This window comes from Candidatus Dormiibacterota bacterium (assembly GCA_035635555.1).
In the GTDB taxonomy this organism is placed as follows: domain Bacteria; phylum Acidobacteriota; class Polarisedimenticolia; order Gp22-AA2; family Gp22-AA2; genus Gp22-AA3.
In genome coordinates, this window is sequence record DASQAT010000030.1 from 24,401 (window position 1) to 47,032 (window position 22,632).

Annotated in this window: 11 protein-coding genes; 6 read left to right on the forward strand and 5 right to left on the reverse strand. The window is 68.8% G+C overall.

Going from position 1 to position 22,632, the window contains the following annotated elements; all coding sequences use genetic code 11:
* Positions 1 to 103: 103 nt before the first annotated feature.
* Complete coding sequence (locus tag VEW47_08150; GenBank protein HYS05151.1) at positions 104 to 3,685, forward strand: MopE-related protein; 3,582 nt, start codon at positions 104 to 106, stop codon at positions 3,683 to 3,685.
* A gap of 111 nt (positions 3,686 to 3,796) precedes the next feature.
* Here the strand turns inward: VEW47_08150 and VEW47_08155 are convergent, their stop codons facing one another.
* Positions 3,797 to 5,692, reverse strand: a complete 1,896-nt coding sequence (locus VEW47_08155) for a mechanosensitive ion channel domain-containing protein (protein ID HYS05152.1) — start codon at positions 5,690 to 5,692, stop codon at positions 3,797 to 3,799.
* Positions 5,693 to 5,824: 132 nt separating this feature from the next.
* Here VEW47_08155 and VEW47_08160 point away from each other — a divergent pair, with 132 nt between their 5' ends.
* From VEW47_08160 to VEW47_08170, 3 genes are all read left to right on the forward strand, one after another.
* Positions 5,825 to 8,485: a protein kinase gene (locus VEW47_08160; protein HYS05153.1), complete on the forward strand. Its 2,661-nt coding sequence runs from the start codon at positions 5,825 to 5,827 to the stop codon at positions 8,483 to 8,485.
* Positions 8,486 to 8,589: 104 nt separating this feature from the next.
* Positions 8,590 to 9,891, forward strand: a complete 1,302-nt coding sequence (locus VEW47_08165; GenBank protein HYS05154.1) for a PQQ-binding-like beta-propeller repeat protein — start codon at positions 8,590 to 8,592, stop codon at positions 9,889 to 9,891.
* Positions 9,892 to 10,141: 250 nt separating this feature from the next.
* Positions 10,142 to 11,578 carry a sialidase family protein gene (locus VEW47_08170; protein HYS05155.1) on the forward strand — a complete coding sequence of 479 codons (1,437 nt, stop codon included), beginning with the start codon at positions 10,142 to 10,144 and terminating at the stop codon, positions 11,576 to 11,578.
* 69 nt (positions 11,579 to 11,647) lie between these two features.
* Here the strand turns inward: VEW47_08170 and VEW47_08175 are convergent, their stop codons facing one another.
* Positions 11,648 to 11,989, reverse strand: a complete 342-nt coding sequence (locus tag VEW47_08175) for a hypothetical protein (protein ID HYS05156.1) — start codon at positions 11,987 to 11,989, stop codon at positions 11,648 to 11,650.
* A gap of 161 nt (positions 11,990 to 12,150) precedes the next feature.
* On the opposite strand from VEW47_08175, the gene VEW47_08180 reads away from it, so the two are divergent.
* On the forward strand, positions 12,151 to 13,983 hold the full coding sequence (locus VEW47_08180; GenBank protein ID HYS05157.1) for an ABC transporter ATP-binding protein/permease: 1,833 nt from the start codon (positions 12,151 to 12,153) through the stop codon (positions 13,981 to 13,983).
* Between the two features lie 4 nt (positions 13,984 to 13,987).
* On the opposite strand, the gene VEW47_08185 is transcribed toward VEW47_08180, so the two are convergent.
* Entirely contained in the window at positions 13,988 to 15,052 is a 1,065-nt protein-coding gene (locus tag VEW47_08185; protein HYS05158.1) for a hypothetical protein, read from the reverse strand.
* Positions 15,053 to 15,104: 52 nt separating this feature from the next.
* A complete protein-coding gene (locus tag VEW47_08190; GenBank protein ID HYS05159.1) occupies positions 15,105 to 16,937 on the reverse strand; it encodes a protein kinase in 1,833 nt (610 codons plus the stop codon).
* Here VEW47_08190 and VEW47_08195 point away from each other — a divergent pair.
* Positions 16,912 to 20,109, forward strand: a complete 3,198-nt coding sequence (locus VEW47_08195; protein HYS05160.1) for a CHAT domain-containing tetratricopeptide repeat protein — start codon at positions 16,912 to 16,914, stop codon at positions 20,107 to 20,109. The two genes, VEW47_08190 and VEW47_08195, sit on opposite strands and share 26 nt — an antisense overlap.
* Positions 20,110 to 20,126: 17 nt before the next feature.
* Here VEW47_08195 and VEW47_08200 read toward each other — a convergent pair whose 3' ends face one another.
* Complete coding sequence (locus VEW47_08200; protein ID HYS05161.1) at positions 20,127 to 22,613, reverse strand: putative metal-binding motif-containing protein; 2,487 nt, start codon at positions 22,611 to 22,613, stop codon at positions 20,127 to 20,129.
* Positions 22,614 to 22,632 lie beyond the last annotated feature (19 nt).

A 22,632-nucleotide genomic window follows, 5' to 3' on the forward strand; every position in this document is an offset into this window, starting at 1 on the left:
TGTTCAGATCGGATTTGGCTTGACCCGGTGCGGTCCAGGTCGTAAATAAATAGGTAGCGTCGCCGCCAGCCACTCTTAGCTCGCCACCATCATGGGAGGCACCATGAGATGGACCCGGGTTGCCGCCCTTACCGCCTGTACCCTCGTCACGCTCCAGGGGCTCGTCGAGACGCGTCCCCGCGATTTGACCTTCGAGGACCGGGTCAGGGCCCAGGAGGCCATCGAGCGCGTCTACTACTCCCACCAGATCGGTACGACTCGACCCTTCGATAAGGCGATCACCCGCGAAGTTCTGACCCGGATGGTCCGGACGTACCTGAAGGGGTCGGTCGCCCTCGAGAAGTTCTGGCACACGCCGGTCACTGCCGAGATGCTGCGCGCGGAATGGGAGCGCATGCTCCGCGGAACGCAGATGCCGGACCGCCTGCACGAGCTCGTCATGGCGCTCGGAAACGACCGGGCGCTCGTCGAGGAATGCCTGGCGCGGCCGGCCCTGGTCGATCGCCTGGCGAGAAACTTCTTCGCCTACGACGGCGACATTCATCGCGGGGCGCGGGCCGAGGCCGACCGTCTGCGCGACGACCTGACGACCGGACGCATCGATCCTGCCTCGGCCCATCCGCGGCGAGAGATCTTCGAGCTGGATGCGAAGGAAGAGGCGAAGTGGGCGGAGCGGTTTCCAATCCGCCCCGGGGAGGTCGGCGACGTCGTCGAGGAGCGCGACGCGTTCCGCATCGGCCTCGTCCTCGAGCGGACGTCCGGCCGCCTGCGCGTCGCCTCCTACGTCGTCCGCAAGCCGACCTGGGAGGAATGGTGGGGGCGAGTCGCCGCACATCTCGATGCCGGCGCGGTGAAATCGGTCACATCGGGTGACGCGATCGGCGCGTCGGCCCTGGGGCTCGCGGCTTCGGACTCGCTCGATTCGAGCTGCCTCCCGGGCGATCGATGGGACAACGGCTCCCTGGGAGATGTCCCTGACCCCCGTTCGGAGGCCACCGCCGTCTGGACCGGGAGCTTCGTATTGGTCTGGGGCGGCCTCCTGCCGAACGGACAGGTGGGCTATACCTATCCGCAAGGCGTCCATCGTTACGACCCGGCGACCGACACCTGGAAAGCCATGTCGGCCACGAACGATCCATCGGGGCGCGCCGGTCACACCGCGGTCTGGACCGGGAGCCAGATGCTGGTCTGGGGTGGGCAGGTTCTCAACAACGGGCGCTTCACGGACTTGCAAACGGGAGGCCGCTACGACCCGGTCGCCGATGTCTGGTCGCCCATGTCGATCATCGGCGCGCCGCAGGCCCGCAGTGGTCACACCGCCGTCTGGACGGGAAGCGAGATGGTGGTCTGGGGCGGATGGCCGTCGCTCGACACGGGGGGCCGCTACGATCCGATCACGAACACGTGGACGCCGACGAGCAGACCGCCCATGCTGCAGGGGAGGGTCCTCCACAGCGCGGTTTGGACCGGCACCGAGATGATCGTCTACGGGGGCCGTAACGGGACCGTGGACCTTTCCGACGGAGGGCGTTACGACCCGAAGAGCGACTCGTGGCGACTGATCGCAGGGTTCTTTGGCCGGTCGTACCACACCGCCGTCTGGACGGGAAGCCGGATGATCGTGTGGGGCGGCATCTACTACAACAACTATCTGAACAACGGTGCTCTGTATGACCCGGTGCACGACGCCTGGACGCAGACGACGACCACCGTCGGCGCCCCGGACCCGCGCATCCAACACTCGGCCGTCTGGGCCGGCGATAGGATGATCATCTGGGGCGGCCTTGCCCAGACCTCTCCGACCTCCTTTCAGTACGTGAACACAGGCGGCGCGTACGACCCCTCGACCGATAGGTGGAGCTCCGTGTCGACGACGGGCGCGCCGTCGGCCCGCACCGGGCATGTCGCCGTCTGGACGGGAAACCTGATGGTGGTCTGGGGCGGGGACCTTGCCCAGTCCCTCTACCCGAACAGGGGCGGACGATACGATCCGCTCACCGATCACTGGACGCCCGTCTCGCAGTCCTACCCCGACGCCCGGGGCGGCCACACCGCCGTCTGGACGGGGCGCCACATGATCGTGTGGGGCGGGTTCCAGGAGGGTCCTTTCGGTTCAGTCACCACGGTCACCGGATCGCGATACGACCCGGTCACAGATACCTGGAGTCCCACATCCCTAACGAACGCACCCTCCCCCCGGACCTACAACACCGCGGTCTGGACGGGAAGCCGGATGGTCGTGTGGGGTGGCTGGAGCGGAAGCTACATAAGCAGCGGCGGGCGCTACGACCCGATCGCGGACACCTGGACGCCGACGTCTCTCCTGCAGGCGCCTACTATTGCGAGTGCGGGGGGGGCCGTGGCGACGGCCGTCTGGACAGGCGCGCGAATGATCGTGTGGGGAAACTCTCCAGCGGGAGGCTATCCGCCCGCCGGCGCCGGCGGTCTGTACGATCCCGCGGCGGATACCTGGTCGCCGATCTCCACTGTGGGCGCTCCTTCGGGAGTCGGCCACACCGCCGTCTGGACCGGCAGCCGGATGCTGGTGTGGAACCGGAGGGGTGGATCGTACGACCCATCGACCGACACCTGGACGCCGATCTCCCCCGTGAACGCTCCCATGGTCGGAGAGGGATTTGCGACGGTCTGGACCGGACATGAGATGGTCGTCTGGGGAGGAGCCGATCTCTACTACGAGCGGTACAACACCGGTGGCCGATACGACCCGGAGACGGACACCTGGAGGCCCACGTCGACCCTGGGGGCGCCCGCTGGACGAGCGTACCCGACCTCCGTCTGGACGGGGAGCGAGATGATCGTGTGGGGCGGATGGGACTGCCCCTACGACATGGGCTGCCAGCTGTTCGGCACCGGCGGGCGCTACGACCCCGTCACTGACGCCTGGAGCCCCACGTCGCTGGTGGGCTCACCGAGCCGCCGCGCCGACCACACAGCCGTCTGGACCGGCAACCGGATGATCGTCTTCGGGGGGGACACCATCACCGGCGGACCGCTGGCGACGGGCGGACGCTACGACCCGGGCACGCCGGCCGACGCGGACGGCGACGGCTACAGCGTATGTGCGGGGGACTGCGACGACGCCAACCCGGCGGTTCATCCGGGGGCCGCGGAGACCTGCAACGGCCGCGACGACAACTGTGACGGCCATATCGACGAGGGGTTCGATGTCGGTCAGGCCTGCACGGCCGAGGTGGACGCGTGCCACCAAATCGTCGGCACGAAGGTCTGTCGGGCCGACGGCACGGGGACGGAATGCAGCGGCGACACGGTCCTGCACGACACGACGCCGCCGCAGATCTCGATCCGCATCACGCCTGCGGTCCTCTGGCCCCCCAACCATCGCCTGGTCCCGGTGCAGGTGCAGTGGACCGTACTGGACGCGTGCGACCCGGCGCCCCGGGTCACGCTCTCCTCAGTCACCAGCAGCGAGCCCGACGATGCTCCGGGCGGCGCCGATGGAAACACCACGGGCGACATCCAGGGCGCGGCCATCGGCACGGCCGACGCGAGCGTCTTCCTGCGGGCGGAGCGCTCGGATGACGGTCCGGGTCGGGTGTACACGCTCACCTACACCGCCGAGGACGCCTCGGGGAACCGATCGACGGCCGTGGGATTCGTCAGGGTCCCTGTCGGATCAACGCAGCGTCAGACTCCGGCGCAGTGAGAGGTCTTCAGCGGAATGCTGGAATGGCTGGTGGCGTGGCCGACGCCCGCCTGGATCCTGCGCGGGTTGGCACCGCGCGTGCGCTCGATCGATTCCGCCGGCCGCCCCGGTCTAGTCCGCGGCGCGCGCCGCTTGCGGCGCTCCCAGCGGCGGCGAGGGCGGAATGCTCCGGTGTCCCAGTCGATCGAACACGGCCTGATAGACGCGCGAGCGCACCTGGTGACGCTCGTTCGCCCGGGTCATGTAGCGCACGACCACGTCGACGCCATTCCGGGCCGGGCGGATGCTGACCGCGGGTCCGGCCGAGAATCCCTTCAGCTCCTTCGACTGGGCCACGCGCTGCCACTCCTCCTCGGCGAGCCGGACGTCGCCCTGCGTTTCCTTCGCGACGATCGCCGAGATGGCCTCCACCAGCGGGTAGGCGTCCTGGTCCGGCGGCAGATGCACCTGCAGCTCGTCCCAGAGCCACTGGCCCGAGGTCGAGAAATTGAAGTAGTGCCCCTCGATGGCGAAGCTGTTGACGAGCGTCACGCGGCGGCCGGTCGGGTGTCCCGTTTCGGCCCAGTTGCCCGTCTCGAGAAGGACCGTGTGCAGCGGTCCCAGCTCCACGACTTCCCCGCTGACGCCGTTGATCTCCACCCAGTCTCCGAGCCGGATGCCGTTCTTCCCCATCAGAATGAACCAGCCGAAGAAGCCGACGATGAAATCCTTCAGGGCGACCGTGAGCCCCGCCCCGGCCAGGCCGAGGAAGGTCGCGACCTGGCCGGGCGGGCCCACGACGACCAGGAGGAGGAGCACCACTCCGACGACGCGCACGACGACCCGCGCCAGCGTGCGAAGCTGCTCCACGCGTCTCCTCTCGAGCGTGACCTTGCGCACCACGCGCTCGAGCCACGTGTCGAGGAGCAGACCGACGAGGCCGATCGTCAGAATCACGAGAACACCGAGCAGGACGGAGTGGGTCACCGCGCGCTGGCGGCTCACAACGGCGGCGCTCCAGCGAGCGTAGATCGAAGCCAGCTCCTTCTGATCGCCGATCCGCTTGTCGAAGTCGGCAAGAGACCTCCGGTCGGAGGCGAGACGCTTCGTCGTCGAGAGCAGGGTCGATGGAGAGGCGGCGGCCGTCCCCGCGGGCGACAGGTCGGCCGCGTCATCGTCTCGCTTCTCGACCTGTGTTTCGAGCGACTCGTGGGAGGCGGACAACTGTGCGGCGGACGCTCCGGCGTCCCGTCCGGCCTGTCTCAGGACCGCCCGGACCCGACCCAGCGCGAGCCACTGCCTGCACAGGCCGACGAGACCGCGCTCGCCGACTAGGCCCCCGGCCGCCGGTCCCGGTCCGGCGGCGCCGGACGAGGGGGATGAAGCACCGGCGGAGGCAGGTCCGGCCGACGCGGGATGACCGCTCTCGTCGTGCGAGGCGGCCTCGTGCTCCTGGACCAGCCGCCGGATCTGGGCCTGCGGGTCGCCCCCCGCGCGGATGAGGTCCTGACCGGCGTCGTCCAGGGCGTCCCGATCGAGCTCGACCTGCGCCCGGGCCAGCTCGAGGTCGGCCTCGAGCGCCTGCTTGCGGGAGTCCGCGACTCTCCCCGCCTCGACGGTGAGACGCGCGACCCGGACTTCGTCGTCCTTCAGCCGCTGCTCTGTCCTGTCGATACGGGCCTGGATGTCCCGCGTGCGGGGGTCCGCGATCGGCTGGTGCTCCGCGGCCCGCCGCAGGGCCTCGGCGAAGGCCAGGTCGACCTCGTGATCGGCGAGGCGGACCGCTTCCTGCGCCAGCCGCTGCTCCTCCGGGTTCGCGGCGAAGGCCAACAGCGTCTGGGCGGTCTTGAGCGGCGACTGATCGACGAGAGGCGCCGGGGCCGCGGTCCCGCGGGCCGTGGTTGCCGGCGACGGACCGCCGGCCGGCTCGCGGGTCCACAGCCATAAGGCGACCGTCACGCCCATGAGGACGAGCAGGGCGTACAGGCCGAGCCGGCGGCTGCCTGGGGTCGGGTGAAAGATGCTCATCGTCAGTCTCGAGGACCGGATGATTGTAGACCACCCACGGTCCGCCGACCCGCGCGCCCGCGGCATCCCCTTGAGGTAGGATCACTCCCGGACCAGGGTCCCCCACGCCTTCTCGCCGAAAGGAGCCGGAGCGTGACGCTGTCATCTGGCTCCCGTCTGGGGCCGTACGAAATCCTCGCGCCGCTCGGCGCCGGGGGGATGGGAGAGGTGTATCGCGCCCGCGACACCCGGCTGGACAGGACCGTCGCGATCAAGATCCTACCGGCCCACTTGTCGGACAAACCGATGGCCGGGGAGAGGTTCGAGCGGGAGGCGCGGGCCATCTCCGCCCTGAGCCACCCGAACATCTGCCACCTTTACGATGTCGGCTCGCAGGACGGACTGCGCTTTCTCGTCATGGAGTACCTGGAGGGGGAGACGCTGGCCGATCGGCTGGGCAAGGGACCGCTGCCGCTGGATCAATTCCTGAAGTGCGCACTCGAGCTGTGCGAGGGGCTGGAAGCGGCGCATCGCAGCGGCGTCGTGCATCGCGATCTCAAGCCCGGAAACATCATGCTGACGAAGGCGGGAGCCAAGCTGCTGGACTTCGGCCTGGCGAAGCCGTCCGTCGCCGCCGACTCGGGGGGCTCCAGGCTGCAGACCATGTCCCGGTCGCTGACAGCCGAAGGGTCCTGGGTGGGAACGTTCCAGTACATGTCGCCCGAGCAGGTCGAAGGAAAGGACGTCGACGCGCGGAGCGACATCTTCTCGCTGGGCGCGGTGCTCTACGAGATGCTGACCGGCAGGCGCGCCTTCGAGGGAAAGAGCCAGCTGAGCGTGGCCTCTGCGGTCCTGGAGAAGGAGCCCGCTTCGATCAGCGAAGCGAAGCCGATGACGCCGCAGGTGTTGGATTACGCCATACGAACCTGCCTGGCCAAGGAGCCGGAGAGACGATGGCAGACGGTCCGGGATCTGGCGCACCTCCTGACCTGGATCGCCCAGAGCGGCACGCGGGCGGACGCCCTCGCGCCGCGGGCCGGTCGCCGGAAGGCACGGGAGCGGTGGTTCTTCGCCGCCCTGGCCGTGACGGTCGCGGCGCTTCTGGTCCTCGGGGTCCGGGAAGCGAGGCGGACGCCAGTCGAGGAGAACGTCATCCGCGGCTACATCAAGCCGATGACGGGCTCGAACCTGCTCCTCTCGGACGCCTCGGGCCTCAGTCTGTCCCCCGACGGCCGCACCCTCGCCTACGTGGCCTCGACGCCCGACAGGAAATCCGTCCTGTGGATCCGCCCGATCGAGTCGCTGCGCGCGCAGCCCCTCGCGGGCACGAGCGGCGCCAAGTATCCGTTCTGGTCGCCGGACGGGCGATTCGTGGGCTTCTTCGCCGGAGGCAAGCTCAAGACCATCGAACCCTCGGGCGGTCCCGCCCTGGCGCTTTGCGATGCCGCCGACGGGCGCGGGGGCACCTGGAATCGCGACGGCATCATTCTCTTCGCTCCAAGCGTCAACTCCCCCATCCACCGCGTCTCTACCTCAGGCGGGGTGTCCGTTCCGGTCACGACGCTCGAGTTGTCGAAGAACGAGATCTCGCACCGCTGGCCGTATTTCCTGCCGGACGGCCGACATTTCCTCTTTCTGGCGGGAAGTGTCTTCACCTCCACGGAGAACCCCACCAACACGATCCTGCTGGGCTCGCTCGACTCGCACGAGACGCGCGGCCTGATGCGCACCCACGCCGGCGCCATCTACGCCTCGGGACACATTCTCTTCCTGCGACAGAACACCCTGATGGCCCAGCCGCTGGATCTCACGCGCCTGGAGCTCGCGGGGGACGCGGTGCCCGTGGCGGACCCGGTCCAGGAGGCCGAGATCTTCTCCAGGGGGCTGTTTTCGGCCTCCGAGAACGGGCGGCTCGCTTATGTGGAAGGCAGGGCCGGCGCGGAACGTCAGCTCGTGTGGTACGACCGGAGCGGGAAGCAGGTCGGAACGGTGCCGGGAAACGGCGCCTACGCCAGCCCGCGCATCTCCCCGGACGGGAAGCGGGTGCTCTTCTACCTCGATTCCGGAGGATATGACATCTGGACCTACGACATTGTGCGCGGCGTGAAGACACCGCAGACCTTCGGCTCGTCCTCCGCACAGGGGAATATCTTTCCCGTGTGGTCGCCCGATGGTAAACGGATCGCCTATACCTCCTATCACGACGGAAAGTACTTTCTCAGTCAGAAGGTCTCGGACGGCTCGAGCGAGGCCGAAGTCCTCCTCGAGGGAATCGATCGCTACAGGTTTCCGTCCGACTGGTCCCCGGATGGAAAGACCCTCATGTATCACGAAGGATCGCAGGGGGGCTGGTCGATCTGGGTGCTCCCGCTGACGGGTGACCGCAAGCCTCACCCGTTCCTGAAGATTCCGGTGAGCCTGCGCGACGCGACCTTCTCCCCCGACGGCAAATGGGTGGCGTACTGCTCGACCGAGTCGGGCGAGTACAAGGTCTACATCGCGCCCTTCCCCGGGCCCGGGGGAAAGTGGCTCGTCTCGTCAGGGGCGGGGTATTCGCCACGCTGGCGGCGCGACGGCCGGGAGATCTTCTACTTCTCTCCGGACAACGAAGTGATGGCCGTCGACGTGAAGCCCGCGGTCAACCTCGTCGAGGTCGGCACCGCCCATCCGCTCTTCGAGACCTTTTCGTACGGCGTGTTCGGCCGCTTCGATGTCACGCCCGACGGTCAACGGTTCATCGTCCCGTTCGAGCCCGGGGAGCCGGGCACGGCCATAACACTGGTCGTCAACTGGCCGGCCGATCTGAAGCGGTGAGTTTGACAATTGATACGTTTTTTTTACCTTCGGACGCGCAACTTCTGGATTCTGCCTGCGTACACTCCAGAGATCCGCAATGGCGGAGATCCGGAGGACTCCTGATGAAACGATTCGCAGTGATCGTGATCCTGGCGGCGGCCGCGTTCCCTTCGTCGGCCCAGACCACCTTTCACGGCAACAACGCGCGAACGGGGGTGTACGCGACCTCCGGCCCGGACGGACCGGGTGTCCTGAAGTGGACCTTCAAGGCCGGCGGACCGATCGTGACGTCCGCCGCCATCGCCGACGGTGTCATCTACATCGCCAGCCTCGACGGGCATCTCTATGCCGTCGACCAGGAGACCGGCAAGGAGAGGTGGAATTTCAAGTCCAGGATGGGAATCGCTTCCTCGCCGGCCCTGGCCGGGGGGACCCTCTATTTCGCATCATCGGCTGGCGCCCTGGTCGCGCTGGACGGCGCGACCGGTGCGGTGAAATGGACCCTCGCCACGGAGTTCGAGAGAAAGTTCGAAGCGAAGAATCTTCACGGATATCTGTCCGCGGCCCAGACCATCCCCGACGCCTGGGATGTCTTCACGTCGTCGCCGGCCGTTGCCCGCGGCAAGGTGTTCTTCGGCAGCGGCGATGGAAACGTCTACGCGGTCGATGCCGAAACCGGCGTGCTCGACTGGAAATTTCCGACGAGGGACGTCGTGCACTCCTCCCCGGCCGTCGACAACAACACCGTCTTCATCGGCGGCTGGGACAGTCATCTCTACGCCCTCGATGCGGACACCGGGCAGGAGAAGTGGTCGTTCAAGACGGGCGAGGACCCCGTCATTCACAACCAGGTCGGCTTCCAGTCATCTCCGGCGGTCGTGGACGGCACGGTGTACGTGGGATGCCGGGACGCACACGTCTATGCGGTCGACGCCGCCACCGGACGCAAGAGGTGGGACTACCCGACGAGCAAGTCGTGGGTGGTCGGAACGCCTGCCGTGCGCGACGGAATGGTGTTCGTGGGAACATCCGACAGCTCCCGCTTCATGGCGCTGGACGCGAAGACGGGACGGCTGCGATTCAACTTCGATGCGAGGGCCTACGTTTTCTCCTCCGCGGCGCTGGCCGGAGGACTCGCCTACGTGGGGGCTCACAACGGCAGGCTCTACGCCATCGACACGAAAACCGGCAAGCTCGCATGGACGTTCCAGACCGAGGCGTCCAGGAAAGACCCGCTCAAGGTGCTCGACGCCGACGGTGGGCTGAACCGGCAGGCCTTTACGCCGGTGTTCGGCGACTTCGAGGACATGTACATCGATTTCTACCGCTTCATATCCGTCGGTGCGATCCTGTCCTCGCCGGTGGTGGACCGGGGCGTGCTCTACGTCGGGAGCATGGACGGCAATCTGTACGCGCTGCAGTAGGGTCCCCTCATTTCTGAAGCCGGCGGCGAAAAGAGCCCGTCGCACGTGGTATAGTCCGCCCGCTCAGGACTCCGACTGATTCCGTTTCATAGGCAGAAACACGATGGGGAGTGGACCCCGGTCCCGCGTCGCGCCCGACAGGCGACCTCTGCCTATCCGTGCGCCTCCCATCGTTTTCCCTTGAATGACGCAGCGATACGTCGGCAGAGAGCATTTCAAGAAAACCAGCAGTAATTCAGTGGGGGGAGACATGGGATCGAGCTGGAAGCGATGCCCTGAGTGGCAAGTCTGGAAGCACCTGCCGGCGCTCCTGCTCGCGCTGACGGTCGCCGGATGCTTTGCGGCCAGTCCTGAGCTGACGAAGAGCGGTCAGACGGGAGACGAGAAGGGGAAGAAGATCGGGACCGGGAAATCGTTTATCGCTGAGACGATGGTGGTGCAGGCGCCCCCGGCTCCTCCGGGCGGATGGGACGCGGAGCGGGTCATGAGCGGCCAGGACGACTGGGAGCCGGCGAACGCGGTCGACCCGGTCAATCCGAACTACGTGTACCAGCTGACGACGCGCTATACGGGACCGAAGCCGTGCGGCAACTGCAAGTTGCCCGCAATCGTCCTGCGGCGATCCACGGACGGCGGCGCCACCTGGGTGGAGCAGTTCCTGTCGACCTCAGGCAAGGCGCAATACGACCCGCAGATCGTCGTCGCCTCGACCGGCTGGGTCTACGCGGTGTGGCTCGACGCGTTCACACCCGGCTCCACCTTCGTGAGATCGATGGACCGTGGCGTCACCTGGTCCACGGGTATCTCGTGGTCGGGCAACGGGAAGAAGCCGCAGTGGAACGACAAGCCGTGGCTCGGCATCTCCCGGGACGGCCAGCACGTCTATCTCGGGTTCAATTCCAGCGACAGCTACATCGTTTCGTCGCACGATTTCGGCGCCTCGTTCTCGGCCCCGGTGAAGACGAACAGCGACACGCGCTACTGGTTCCATTCAGGCGCCGTAGTCTCGCCGTCGAACCCCATGGTCGCCTGGTTCGCGACCAGCAATTACTCCAGCGGAAACAATTACAACGGCGATTCCAACGTCGAGGTCCTGAAGACGACGAATGGCGGCGTGTCGTGGTCGGACGTTCATATCGACACGTCGCGTGAAGTCCCCCTCTGTACCTGGGCCGCGGGCTGCAATCAGGGATTCCTGGGGACGCAGGCGGCGCTCGCGATCGACAGCGCCGGAAAGCTCATGGTCGTCTACAACTCTAATGACACTCCGGACGTGCCGGAGCAGATCTACTTCAAGACCTCGACCGACGGCGGCGCGACGTGGTCGGCGCGCACGAAGCTTTCGGTCGCCTCCGCCGCCGTGAACAACGGCTTCCCGATGGCGGCCGCGCACCCGACCACGGCCGGTGATTTCCGCGTGGTCTGGCAGGACGACCGTATCTTCAGCCATAGCGGGTGGAACACCTGGTACAAGCGCACGACGAATGGTGGCACGTCCTGGACCGCCGACGTTCGCCTCTCCGACCTGACCTCGGGTGCGCCGTACAAGAGCGTCAACGGCTACGCGTTCCCGTACGGCGACTACGGCGAGATCGATGTCGATTCGAACGGCAGGAACTACGTCGTCTGGGGTGAAGGGGCCAGCTACACCGGTCCGGGCGGCACCTGGTACACGCGCGGAAATTAGCGCGCCACTCTCTGCCGGCCGCCCGGCGTTCTCCTGCTGCGCCGGGCGGCCGGTGAACGTCTCTGCCACTCAACCCCCCGAAACGTACGGACTGCCGAGTCTTGAAATGTCGGACACGAGCCAGGCGGTGCCGTCGCGCGCACCGTAACGGAACGCCAGCGTGCTCCTGGGGCCGGAGACCGACTGCACCCGCCGGGCAGCGGCTACAGAGTAAGTGACGACCAGGTCGGGCCTGCCATCGCGGTTCACGTCCGCGGTCCGATTCTGCAGGGCATCGATGGCACCCGCCGTGTTTCCGACCTGGGCCCGCCTCGGATCGAGGGTCGCGGTCCATCGTTGTCGGGAGTGCAGACCACACGCCAGGATCACGGCCGCGACCGTCGAGGTCGCGTCCCATCGGCTGGAACTCATGATTTTCGTCCTCCTTCCCTCAATCACGGATTCGGGGTGACTTCGGGGCCATGCGGCGGGGATCGACCTGCGCCGGCGGAGGCCCGGCGCCAGGCGGGAGGAGGCGGCTGCCAGTCCGCACTGGAACGCCGACCGGGTGCCGGTGAATAATAGGCAGGACCATGACTACACCAGCGCCCCAGGAGCCCGACGGCTCCGCTCCTCTGCGCTCCGCCCGCGGCGGGGACGGCGATTTTGCCGTGATCGGCGCGCTTCTACCCTACCTGCGTCCCTATCTCGGGCGGATCGTCCTGTCGCTCGGACTGATCCTGGTCTCCAAGGTCGCCACCCTCCTCGTGCCGCTGGCGCTGAAGCAGATCGTGGACCGGCTCAACCTCGAGCGGAGTCTCCTGGTGCTCCCGGTCGCCCTGCTCCTGGCGTACGGGGCGTCACGGATCGGCGTCACGCTGTTCACCGAGCTGCGCCAGGTCGTGTTCGCGCGCGTGATGGCGAGGACCTCGCGTCAGATCACCGTGAAGGTCTTCCGCCACCTGCACGATCTGAGCCTGAAGTTTCATCTTGACCGCCGCACGGGCGGTGTGTCGCGCGACGTCGAGCGCGGCAGCACGGCCGTCTCCGATCTCCTCGACTGGACGCTCTACACCATCGTGCCGACCGCCGTGGAGGTCATCCTGGTCACGCTCCTCCTGGTGTGGAAGTACGACTGGGGGTTCGCGCTGATCATCCTGGTGACGCTCGCGGCGTATGCGGCGTGGTCCTTCCTCGTGACCGAGTGGCGCACGTCGTATTACAGAGCCGCGGTCGAGGCGGACACGCGCGCCAACGAGCGGGCGGTCGACTCGCTGCTCAACTACGAGACCGTCAAGTACTTCAACAACGAGGCGCACGAGACCGCCCGCTACGACGAGAGTCTGCGGCGCCTGGAGGATGCCAACGTCCTGGCACAGAAGACGCTGGCGCTGCTCAATTCTGGCCAGACGGTGATCGTGGCGATCGGCGTGACCGCGATGATGTGGCGCGCGGCCGCCGGTGTCGTCGGCGGGCGGCTGACGGTCGGCGACCTCGTGCTGGTCAACGCCTACCTGCTGCAGCTGTCGTCCCCGCTGTTCTTCCTCGGCATGATGTATCGCGAGGTCAAGCAGTCGCTCACCAACATGGAGCGGCTGTTCGGGCTGCTCGACCAGCCCGCCGACGTGCAGGACCGTCCCGGCGCCGTTCCCCTCGTCACGCACCGTCCGCACGTCACCTTCGAGGGGGTCCGTTTCGGCTACGACGCGCGGCGCGAGATCCTGCACGGCGTCGATTTCGAGATCCCGCCCGGGGGGACGGTCGCCGTGGTCGGGCACTCCGGCTCGGGCAAGTCGACTCTGGCGCGACTGATGTACCGCTTCTACGATGTCGACGACGGCCACATCCGCGTCGACGGCCGCGACCTGCGCGACGTCACGCAGAAGACGCTGCGCGCCGCCATCGGGATCGTGCCTCAGGATACCGTGCTGTTCAACGACACGATCCTCTACAACATCCACTACGGCCGTCCCGAGGCCGGCCGCGAGGAGGTCGAGGCGGCCGCGCGCGCCGCCCACATCCATGACTTCATCGTGACGCTACCGGACGGCTACGAGACCCAGGTCGGCGAGCGGGGGCTGAAGCTGTCGGGGGGGGAGAAGCAGCGCGTCGCGATCGCCCGGGCCCTTCTGAAGAACCCCGCGATTCTCATCTTCGACGAGGCGACCTCGGCGCTCGACTCGCAGTCGGAGAAGGCGATCCAGGCCGAGCTCGACCGGATCCAGGTCGGCCGCACGACGCTCGTGATCGCGCACCGCCTGTCCACCGTGATGGGGGCCGACCAGATTCTCGTGATGGACGGCGGCCGGATCGTCGAGCGCGGCACGCACGACGAGCTCCTCGCCGCCGGCCGGCACTACGCGCGGATGTGGCGGCTGCAGCAGCAGGAGCGGGCCGAGGAGGTCTCGTCGCAGGCCCGGGTGTAGGCGGTCATTTTGGATCGGCCTGCCCGGCACCGAGCGCCACGAGACGATCGATCCCCTCCTGCGTGAGCCGCATCTGCCGACGGCAGCCGTCGAGGGCCCGGGGCGCGACCGGAGACGGCGCGTCGCGCCGACCGAGACTCGACGCCGCGGTGAGGACCCTGCTCCAGGCGCCGATCTTGACGTAGTAGCCGCAGCGCAGCAGACCGGCGAGCGCCGTGCCGTCGTCGCCGCGCTCCAGGGCGCCGACTTCGCTCTCGAACCGGGCGGCGTCGGTCTGGACCTCCCTGGTGGCCAGACGGAACGGGACGGCTTCGCCGAGCGGGACACCGGCATCGCCGGACTCGAGCCACCAGCGGTACGCCTCTCCGGCTCGCAGTTTCGGTCCGTCCTCGGGGAGACTCAGGGAGGTGGTCGCCGCGGCCGGGCTGCGCCAGAGCACGTCCTTGCCCCGCGCGAGGGCGATACGCACAGGGCCTGCGGCGGTGCTCCACACGAAGCGGGGGCGCGGCTCGAGGACGGTCTCGAAGCGCGGCGAGAGCGGCAGGGGTCCGCTGCCACCGGCATCGTCCCAGGCGTCGTCCTCCCCCCGCATGGCGCTGAGGAGGACGCTCCCCTCGGGATCGTTGAGAATCCAGAGGCCCTGCTCGAGGACTTCGACCGAACGCGACGACATCGACGACGCGGCCGCCGGCCCCCGGCCCGCTCCCTCGACGCCGGCCAGAGCACCTCCCGTCCTCCCGGGTGCCTGTGGAATCTCGATCCGGCCGCCGGCCGGCACGCGGACGATGCTGCCTCCCGCGAGGTAGACCGTGGCCGACGAACCGGGGCCGACACGCAGCCCGTCTCCCGGCATCAGCCGCATGCCGATCGTCCCCGCGATCGGCCGTGCGCCGCCCGGACGATCGATCGCGACGTCGCCGCGCACGGTGGCCAGCACCCCCGCCGCCGGCGCGGGCTGCGGCGGCGAGGAGGGCTCGGCGCCGAGCGTCGTGATCCGCAGGCAGAGCGCGGCCATGAGGATCAGCCACCGGAAGACTCGGACGACGGGTCGGAGCGAGGGGCCGGTCATGGGCACGCCTCCAAGTTCTCCTTAGAGTACCACCGCGCCGGCCCCCGGCGCATCATCGGGGGGTCGGTGCGGGCTTTGCTGAGACTCCGTGGGGAGATGAGGTCCCCGTCCCCGGCTGCAGGCGCGACAGGCCGGCGCGGACTGTCTCCTCGGTGGCGCCGTCGGTCCCGGCCAGGAGAGCCTGGCTGTAGGACTCGAGGGCGCCTGAAGAGTCGCCCGAGAGCTCGCGGGCCCGGCCGAGCGCCGCCAGCGCCGCGCCGCGCTGAGCCTCCGGAAGCGGACCGTCGAGGGCCCGACGGAGCGTCACGGCGGCATCACCGGCACGCTCCGAGCCGAGCCAGGCCAGCCCGAACGTCTTCAGAAGGATCGCCCCTTCGACCGTATCGTGCGGGATCGACCCGGCCCCTTCGAGGAGACGCACCGCCTCGGCCGGACGCCGCGATTCGATCAGGAGCAGGGCGAGCTCGTTGAGCGCCAGAGGGTGGACCGCGCCCTTCCCCGCGAGCGTGAGGGCCGCGCGCAGCTCCTTCTCGGCTCGCGGCCGGTCGCCGATCAGCCTGAGCGCAGTGCCGAGGTTGTAGTGCGTCACGTCGGACGCGGGGAACGTCGCGGCGCAATCGTCGAGGAGCGTGACCGCCCAGGTCGGGTTGCTCTCGAGGGCGGCCAGCGAGCCCAGGTTGGCGCAGGCCGGCAGATAGCCGGGGTCGGCGCCATGGGCCGCCAGAAACGCCTTGCGCGCGGCATCACGGTCGCCGCGCTCGAGGGCGGCGCGTCCCTGCTCGTTGAGGGCGCGGGCGCGCGCGAGGTTGACCTGTCGCATCCCTGCCCAGAGAAGAACGGCGGCCACCGCCACGACCGCCGTCGCGCCCAGGAGCAGGACGAATCGCCGGCGGCGCGGGTCGCGCCGCTCGGTCGCCGCGTCGAGAGCCGCCACGACCGCCCGCATGTCCGGGAACCGATCCGAAGCGCTTCGCGCCAGGCAGCGCCTGATGATCCGACGCAGGTCTGAAGGCAAGCTCGACGCCACGACCGGATGCCCAGCGAGCACCAGACTGGCCCAGTGCCGCCCCTCGAACGGACGCCGGCCCGTCAACAGCTCGTGCAGCGTCACTCCGAACGCGAACTGGTCGGCCGCGGCCGAGGGGATGCTCCCTTCGATCGCCTCGGGCGCCAGGTAGAGGGGCGTCCCCGCGGAGGTCGGCAGGCCACGATTGAGATCGCTCGCGGTCGATGCGGTCGTCGGGTCGCCCGCGGGAACAGCGCTGCGCCACACCAGCCCGAAATCCCCGACCTTCGCCGTGCCGTCCTCCTGAACCAGGATGTTGGCCGGCTTGATGTCGCGGTGCAGGAGATGGTGCTCGTGCGCCGCGCGCAGAGCGTCCGCGACGACGCGTCCGATGCGCAGCCCGTCGCCGAGCGGCAGCGGTCCGCGCGCCAGGCGCCGGGCGAGCGACCCGCCGGTCATGAGCTCGGTGACGAGGAAGGGGCCGTGGCGCGAGCTTCCGATCTCGTGCACGACGAGGATGTGGGGGTGACGCAGAGCCGCGAGCGCTACGGCCTCGCGGCGCAGCGCCTCGAGGTCGGGGGTTATGCCCGCCGGCCGGATGAGCTTGAGCGCCACGCGCCGCCCCGGGATGTCGAGGTCCTCGGCGACGAAGACGGTGCCCGACCCGCCGGCGCCGATGCCGCGCTCGATCCTGAAGTGGCCGACGATCTCTCCTTCGAGGGGGACGGATCCCGCGGTCGCCCCCTCCCCCGAGAGCGTGCGCGTGACCTCGTCGCCCGTGTCCGGGACGGTGTCGTCTTCGGGAGGGGGGTCGGACGGACCGGTGTTCATGTTGCTCCTATAATAGCGCCCAATGATCCGGTCCAAGATCCGCGTCATGGCCGCTCTCCTGGCCCTGGCCACGGCAGGCGGCGCGGCATCCGTCGATCCCCTCGCGGGACTCGACGAGGCGCTCAAGAATGGGGACATCCCGGGAGCGCTCTCCCTCGCGGGCGCCGCGGCCGATTCGGTCCGTACGCGTCTCGCGACCACTCCTGCCGGGCTCGCGACCTCGCTGGAGAGCCTGGCCATCCGCCTGATTCAAGGCGCCGGCGGAACCGCCGAGATCGCGGCCGCAGGCGAAGTCCTGCTGCGCGAGTCGCTCGACCTCCGCCTGCGTGCGCTGGGCGAGGACCACCTCGACGTGGCGGGGAGCCTCGACCTGCTCTCCACGGTGCACTACGATCAGGGACGGTTCGACGACGCCGAGGGAGAAGAGCGCCGCTGCCTCGCCATAAGGCTCCAGCATCTCTCCGCAACAGACACATCGATAGCCGAGGCGCGCTACGGTCTCGGCGCGATCCTCTTCAAGGAAGGCCGGTACGCGGAGGCGGAGCCGCTCCTGGTCGCGGCGATCGCGGTCTTCCGCGTCAATCCGACCGCCGAGCCCGGCCAGGTCGCCGACAGCCTGAACACCCTCGCCGAGCTGTACCGCTCGCAGGACCGGTTCGGGGAGGCGGCGGATCGCTTCCTCGAAGCGATCCGCATCGCCGAGGCGGAGGGGGACGACAGCCGTCCCCAGCAGGCCCGTCTCGCCAACAACCTGGCCGGCCTGTATAAAGATGAAGGGCGCTACGACGAGGCGGAGACCCTCCTGCGCCGCTCACTGACGCTGCGCACCCAGGCCCCCTCTCCGGACGCGCGGGATTTGTCCCTGGCCTGGCTGAACCTCGCCGAGCTGGAGCGGCTGCGCGGCCGGTTCCAGGACGCCGAGCCGCTGTATGCGAAGGCGCTCGCGATCGCGCGCCCGGCGCTGGGTGCGGAGAATCCCGACCTGGCCTGGTTCCTCAACCAGCAGGCGGTCCTGTACCGGGAGGAGGGGCGGCCCGAGGCCGCCGAGCCGCCCTGTCGCGAGGGGCTCGCCCTCCTGCGCCGCACTCTCGGCGAGCGGCATTTCAGGGTCGCCCAGTCGCTGCACGATCTCGGAGCGGTCCTGCGCTCCCGCGGGGCCCTCGAGGAGGCCGAGCAGGACGAACGGGCGGCCCTCGCCGTCAGGCGCGACGTGTACGGCGATCGCCACCCCGACGTCGCCCTGACCCTCATCGAGCTGGCGCGCACGCTCGAGGCGGGGGGCCGGTACGACGACGCGCTCGCGAGCATCGAGGAGGCCGTCGGGATTCTGGAGGGGACGAGCGCCTACCCCGAGGCCCGGGCGGACGCACTCGCCCTCCGGGCCGGACTGCGCCGGCGCGCCGGCGAGCGGGCCCGCGCGATCGACGATCAGCGCCGGGCGGTCGTCCTCGTCGAGGCGATTCGGCCGCACGCCGGCGGAGGGGAGGAGGCGCGCGCCACCTTCCTCGCAAGGCACGTTGCGCTCTTCGACCGGCTCGTCCTGTGGCTCCTCGAGGACGGGCGGACGGCGGCCGCCTTCGAGTACGCCGAACGCGCCCGCAGCCGCGCGCTTCTCGATCAGCTGCAGCTGGCTCGCGTCGATCTCCTGGCGGCGATCCCGGAACCGGCCCACACCTCCCTGGCCGGGCGGGAGCGCGCGGCCGCCTCGCGCCTGGCCGAACTTCAGGAGAGAGTCACGTTCGCGCGCTCGCGCAGCGATCTGGCGTCCGAGGAGCGCGGCCGCCGTGTGGCCGGTCTGGACAAGGATCTCGGCGACGCCTCTCGCTCCTACGCGATGATCTACGATGAGATCAAGAACGCCAGTCCACTCTGGCGCGACACGACCGGCGGGCCGCCGATCTCTCTCGACGCGGCGCGGCGCGAGATCGTCCCCCCTGGCGGGGCGCTCTTCATGTACGTCATCGGGGAGGAGGAGAGCGGTCTTCTCGTCCTTCCTCCGCCCCCCGGGGCCCCCTTCTTCCAACGGCTGGAGGTCGACCGCGCATCCGCGACGATTCTCGGGATCCCGGCCGGCCCTGTCCGGGCCCGCGACCTGGGACGGGTCCTCGACGGTACACAGGGTGCGCGCGCCGCGGGCGGCTCCTCGTCCGCGACCGGCGGCCTCCTCCCGGCCCTGGCGCGTCCGCCGGCCACGGGAGATCTCCTGGAGGAAGCAGAGCGGGACGCGGCCGGTCATCCGCTGCCCGCGAGACTTCTGGCCCTCTTCCACGTCCTGGTCCCTCGCCGGGTCTGGGCGAGCGTGAATACGGCGTCGGAGATCGTCATCCTGCCGGACGGCCCTCTGCTCCGGCTGCCGTTCGAGGCGCTGGTCACGAAGAAGGGCCGGTCGCCGGCTTCGGCGCACTACTGGCTCGACGACGGACCGCCGATCCGCTACGCGGCCTCGGCCTCCCTGCTGCAACGCCTGGCCGCGCGCAGCAGCGTCGTCGCCGGGAAGATCCTGAGCGTCTCCGACCCTCGGTACGACGCGGCCGACGGCGCCGCGATTCTGCGCGGCAAGTTCGAGCGCGGCGGGTCGCCTTTGGCGCGTCTGCCGGGGACGGCGCGCGAGAGCCGCGCCATCGTGGATGCTTTCTCCTCCCGCGGGCGCCACGGCGATGCGGACGTCGCGGCGCCTCCCGGGCCCGGCATCACGGTGCTGCAGGGGAGCGAGGCGGACGAGCCGCGGGTGCGCGCCGCGCTCCCGGGGAACCGGTACATCCACCTGGCCATGCACGGCCTCGTCGATCAGGAGCGCGGGGAGCTGTTCGCCGCGCTGGCGCTGACACCTCCTCAGACGGAGACCGGACGGACGGAGGATGACGGCTACCTGCAGCTGTTCGAGATCTACGGCCTCGATGTGTCGTGCGAGCTGGCGGTCCTGTCGGCCTGCGGCAGCCACGCCGGTCTTCAGATCGAGGGGGAAGGGGTGTTCGCCCTGTCGCGCGGTTTTCTCGCCGCCGGCGCGCGACGGGTCATCGCCAGCCAGTGGTCGGTGGACGATGCCTCGACCGCCGTCCTGATCGGAGACCTGTTCGACCGGATCGCCGCCGCCGAACGGGAGGGCCGCACGGTCTCCTTCGCCGTGGCGCTCAGGGACGCGAAGCGCGCCGTCCGGGCGCGCTCCGACTGGGTGTCGCCGTTCTACTGGTCTCCGTTCGTCCTCACCGGCATCCGCTGAGGGGTCTTCCGGCGGGATCAGGGACAGGTGCGGCCGGTGATCTGCGTCCCGGCGCTCGTCGTTCCAAGGCTCCCCTGCCCGCAGGCCCCCTCGGCCCGAACCAAGAAGTAGCGGGCCTGGCCGACCGGGACGGCGAGACTGGCGAGGATGGTGGACAGATCGGCGCCGTTGGTCTCGGCGCATACGCCGCTGGGAGAATTGAAGTTCGATTTTACGGAGGACTGCAGGGTGTCGTAGAGGGGGGCCGCCGTACCGCCGGTGTTGGCCGGCACCGACCATTGGATCGTGGTCGCGCCGCTCGTGACGTTATGGATGACCGCGATGTTCTGCGCCTCCCCCGGCGGGCTCCACCGCGTGCTGTCGGAGTCGTTGCAGTCCCCCTGGCACTCCGAGAAGCCGTCGAAGTCGTCGTCCCCCTCGGTCGTGCCGGACGTATCGGGCCAGAAGGGATTGTTGCAGTCGTCGAGGACGCCGTCACAGACCTCCACAGCGCCCGGGTGGACGGCGGCGCGCAGGTCGTTGCAGTCGTTCACGCATCCATCGAAGCCGTCGCCATCGTTGTCGCCACACGACGCGTATTCGACTTGAAGCCCGTTGGCCTGGACCGGATCGAGTCCCATGTAGAACTGGGCGAAGTAGAAGTAACGGGCATTGTCGACCTTGCGTCCGATGATCGTGTCGGTGACCACCTCCTGCACCGTCGACAACGCCCCCGCGGTCTGGAGCCGGGCCATGAGCTGCGGACCCACACTGGCCGTGGTGACGTCGTAGCGGTACAGGAAGACGGTGACGTCGCCGTTCGCGTCGTTGTCGCGGACGTGCATGCGCAGGCGCTGCACTTGCCGGCCGTCCTGCAATTGCACCGACATGTTGAAGCGCGCCTGGCCGGCCAGGGCGTTCGAGAGCGGCGCCCGCCGGTCGAAGGACGAGTCGTCCGGCAGGAACGGCACGGCCGCCAGACTGTCCGCGCCGGTCGCCGGGCTGCTCGCCGGCGGCGCGTACTCGACCCGCACGCCATAGATCTGGAGCCCCGTCGGCACCTCGAGCTGGAGATAGTAATAGGCCGTGCCGTTGTCGATCGCGGGTGTGGTGATCGTGGTCGTGGAGAAGGTCCGCACCGAAGTGGAGGAACCGCTCGTCGCGATGCTGGCCATCACCGAGCCGCCGAAGGCGTTGTTCGGCACGCGGATCAGCCGGACCGTGGCGTCGGTCGCGATCGCGTCGCGCGCCACCAGCCGCACCGCCTGGACGGTCGCCCCCTGCGGCAGTCGCAGGGGGGCCACGAAGCGTCCCGGGCCGGGGCTGGTGGAGCTGGTCATCGTCCCGGAATCGAACCCCTTCAGATCGACTGACGTCGTCTCGGGGTCGAACCCGGCCGCGGCCACGGCGGCGGTCGATGGCGAGGGGGGCGTCGCGGGATCGGCGACCGAGATCGACACCCGGTAGACCTGCGACGACGAACCCGGCGGGATCGTGATGCTGGCGTAATAGAAATAGCGGGTCAGATCGACCACCGCGTTCGCGATCGTCGACGTCGTGAAGGAATGCGGCAGGAAGTCCCCGAAGGGGCTGGAGGTCACCGAGGCCAGAACTTGAGGATTGGCCGTGCCGAAGACCTGCGTGTCGATCCGCTCGATGCGCGCCGTGGCGCCGATATCGAAGTCGAAGGCATCCATTTCGAGCGACTGGATCGTGGCCCCCTGGGTCAAGGGGAGCGGGGCGATGAACGTCCCGGAGCCCGTGAGCACCCCGCTGCCGCTCGTGCTGATGAAGTCGGTGCCGCTGGCGCGGGGCGCGAATGCGAGAGCCGCGAGGTTGAGCGCCCTGGGAATGCTGAAGTCGATCGTGATATCGAGAGGCTCGAGGTTCTGCGTGTACCACCAGCCGGTGACGACATAGGTGTGGCCGGTCAGGAGCCCGGTGATGTGCGTGCTGACGCTGACTCTCACGGGCCCGTCGTCCGTGTTTCCGAGACCGAGCGCCCCGAAGCTCGTGTCCGTCCCGGTCGCGGGATCGCGCGGCGCGCTGTTGAAGTTCTGGAAGAACCCGAACGGCCCCAGGGACCAGGCGCCGGCGTTGGCATCGAACAGGTCGAGGAACGCTTCGGGCGTGCTCGCGGCGCTGAAATCGTAGCCGGGCGTGTTCGGCGTCCCGGGACTGATGTAGCACTCCTCGAAGCCGGGGGTCACGACCTGGTGGGCCTGGAACACGGACTGTTCCACCACCGCGATGTTGTCGAGGGCCTGGGCGTTCCAGGACCCGGTGGAATCGAAGTTGTTGGTCGTGAACGTCAGGATCGCCTCGGGTCCCGCCGCCGTGAACGACAGAGTCAGGGCCGGGTCGATCGGGCAGTACTGGAACGCGGGGAAATGTCTGTCGACGGTCTTCTTGAGGCTCTGGGCCTCTGCCGGCCGCGGGAATGACAGGGCAAGAAGGGAACCAGCCGCCAGCAGACAAAGGTGAATCCACAGACGCCGAGGTCTGCCGCTCCAGCATCGCGACATGTCCATGCCTCCGGGGCGA

Coding starts and splice junctions, on each gene's coding strand:
- VEW47_08175 (HYS05156.1), bottom strand. CDS start 11,989: ATGAGTTCCAGCCGATGGGACGCGACCTCGACGGTCGCGGCCGTGATC.
- VEW47_08170 (HYS05155.1), top strand. CDS start 10,142: ATGGGATCGAGCTGGAAGCGATGCCCTGAGTGGCAAGTCTGGAAGCAC.
- VEW47_08200 (HYS05161.1), bottom strand. CDS start 22,613: ATGTCGCGATGCTGGAGCGGCAGACCTCGGCGTCTGTGGATTCACCTT.
- VEW47_08195 (HYS05160.1), top strand. CDS start 16,912: ATGATCCGGTCCAAGATCCGCGTCATGGCCGCTCTCCTGGCCCTGGCC.
- VEW47_08155 (HYS05152.1), bottom strand. CDS start 5,692: ATGAGCATCTTTCACCCGACCCCAGGCAGCCGCCGGCTCGGCCTGTAC.
- VEW47_08165 (HYS05154.1), top strand. CDS start 8,590: ATGAAACGATTCGCAGTGATCGTGATCCTGGCGGCGGCCGCGTTCCCT.
- VEW47_08190 (HYS05159.1), bottom strand. CDS start 16,937: ATGACGCGGATCTTGGACCGGATCATTGGGCGCTATTATAGGAGCAAC.
- VEW47_08185 (HYS05158.1), bottom strand. CDS start 15,052: ATGACCGGCCCCTCGCTCCGACCCGTCGTCCGAGTCTTCCGGTGGCTG.
- VEW47_08150 (HYS05151.1), top strand. CDS start 104: ATGAGATGGACCCGGGTTGCCGCCCTTACCGCCTGTACCCTCGTCACG.
- VEW47_08180 (HYS05157.1), top strand. CDS start 12,151: ATGACTACACCAGCGCCCCAGGAGCCCGACGGCTCCGCTCCTCTGCGC.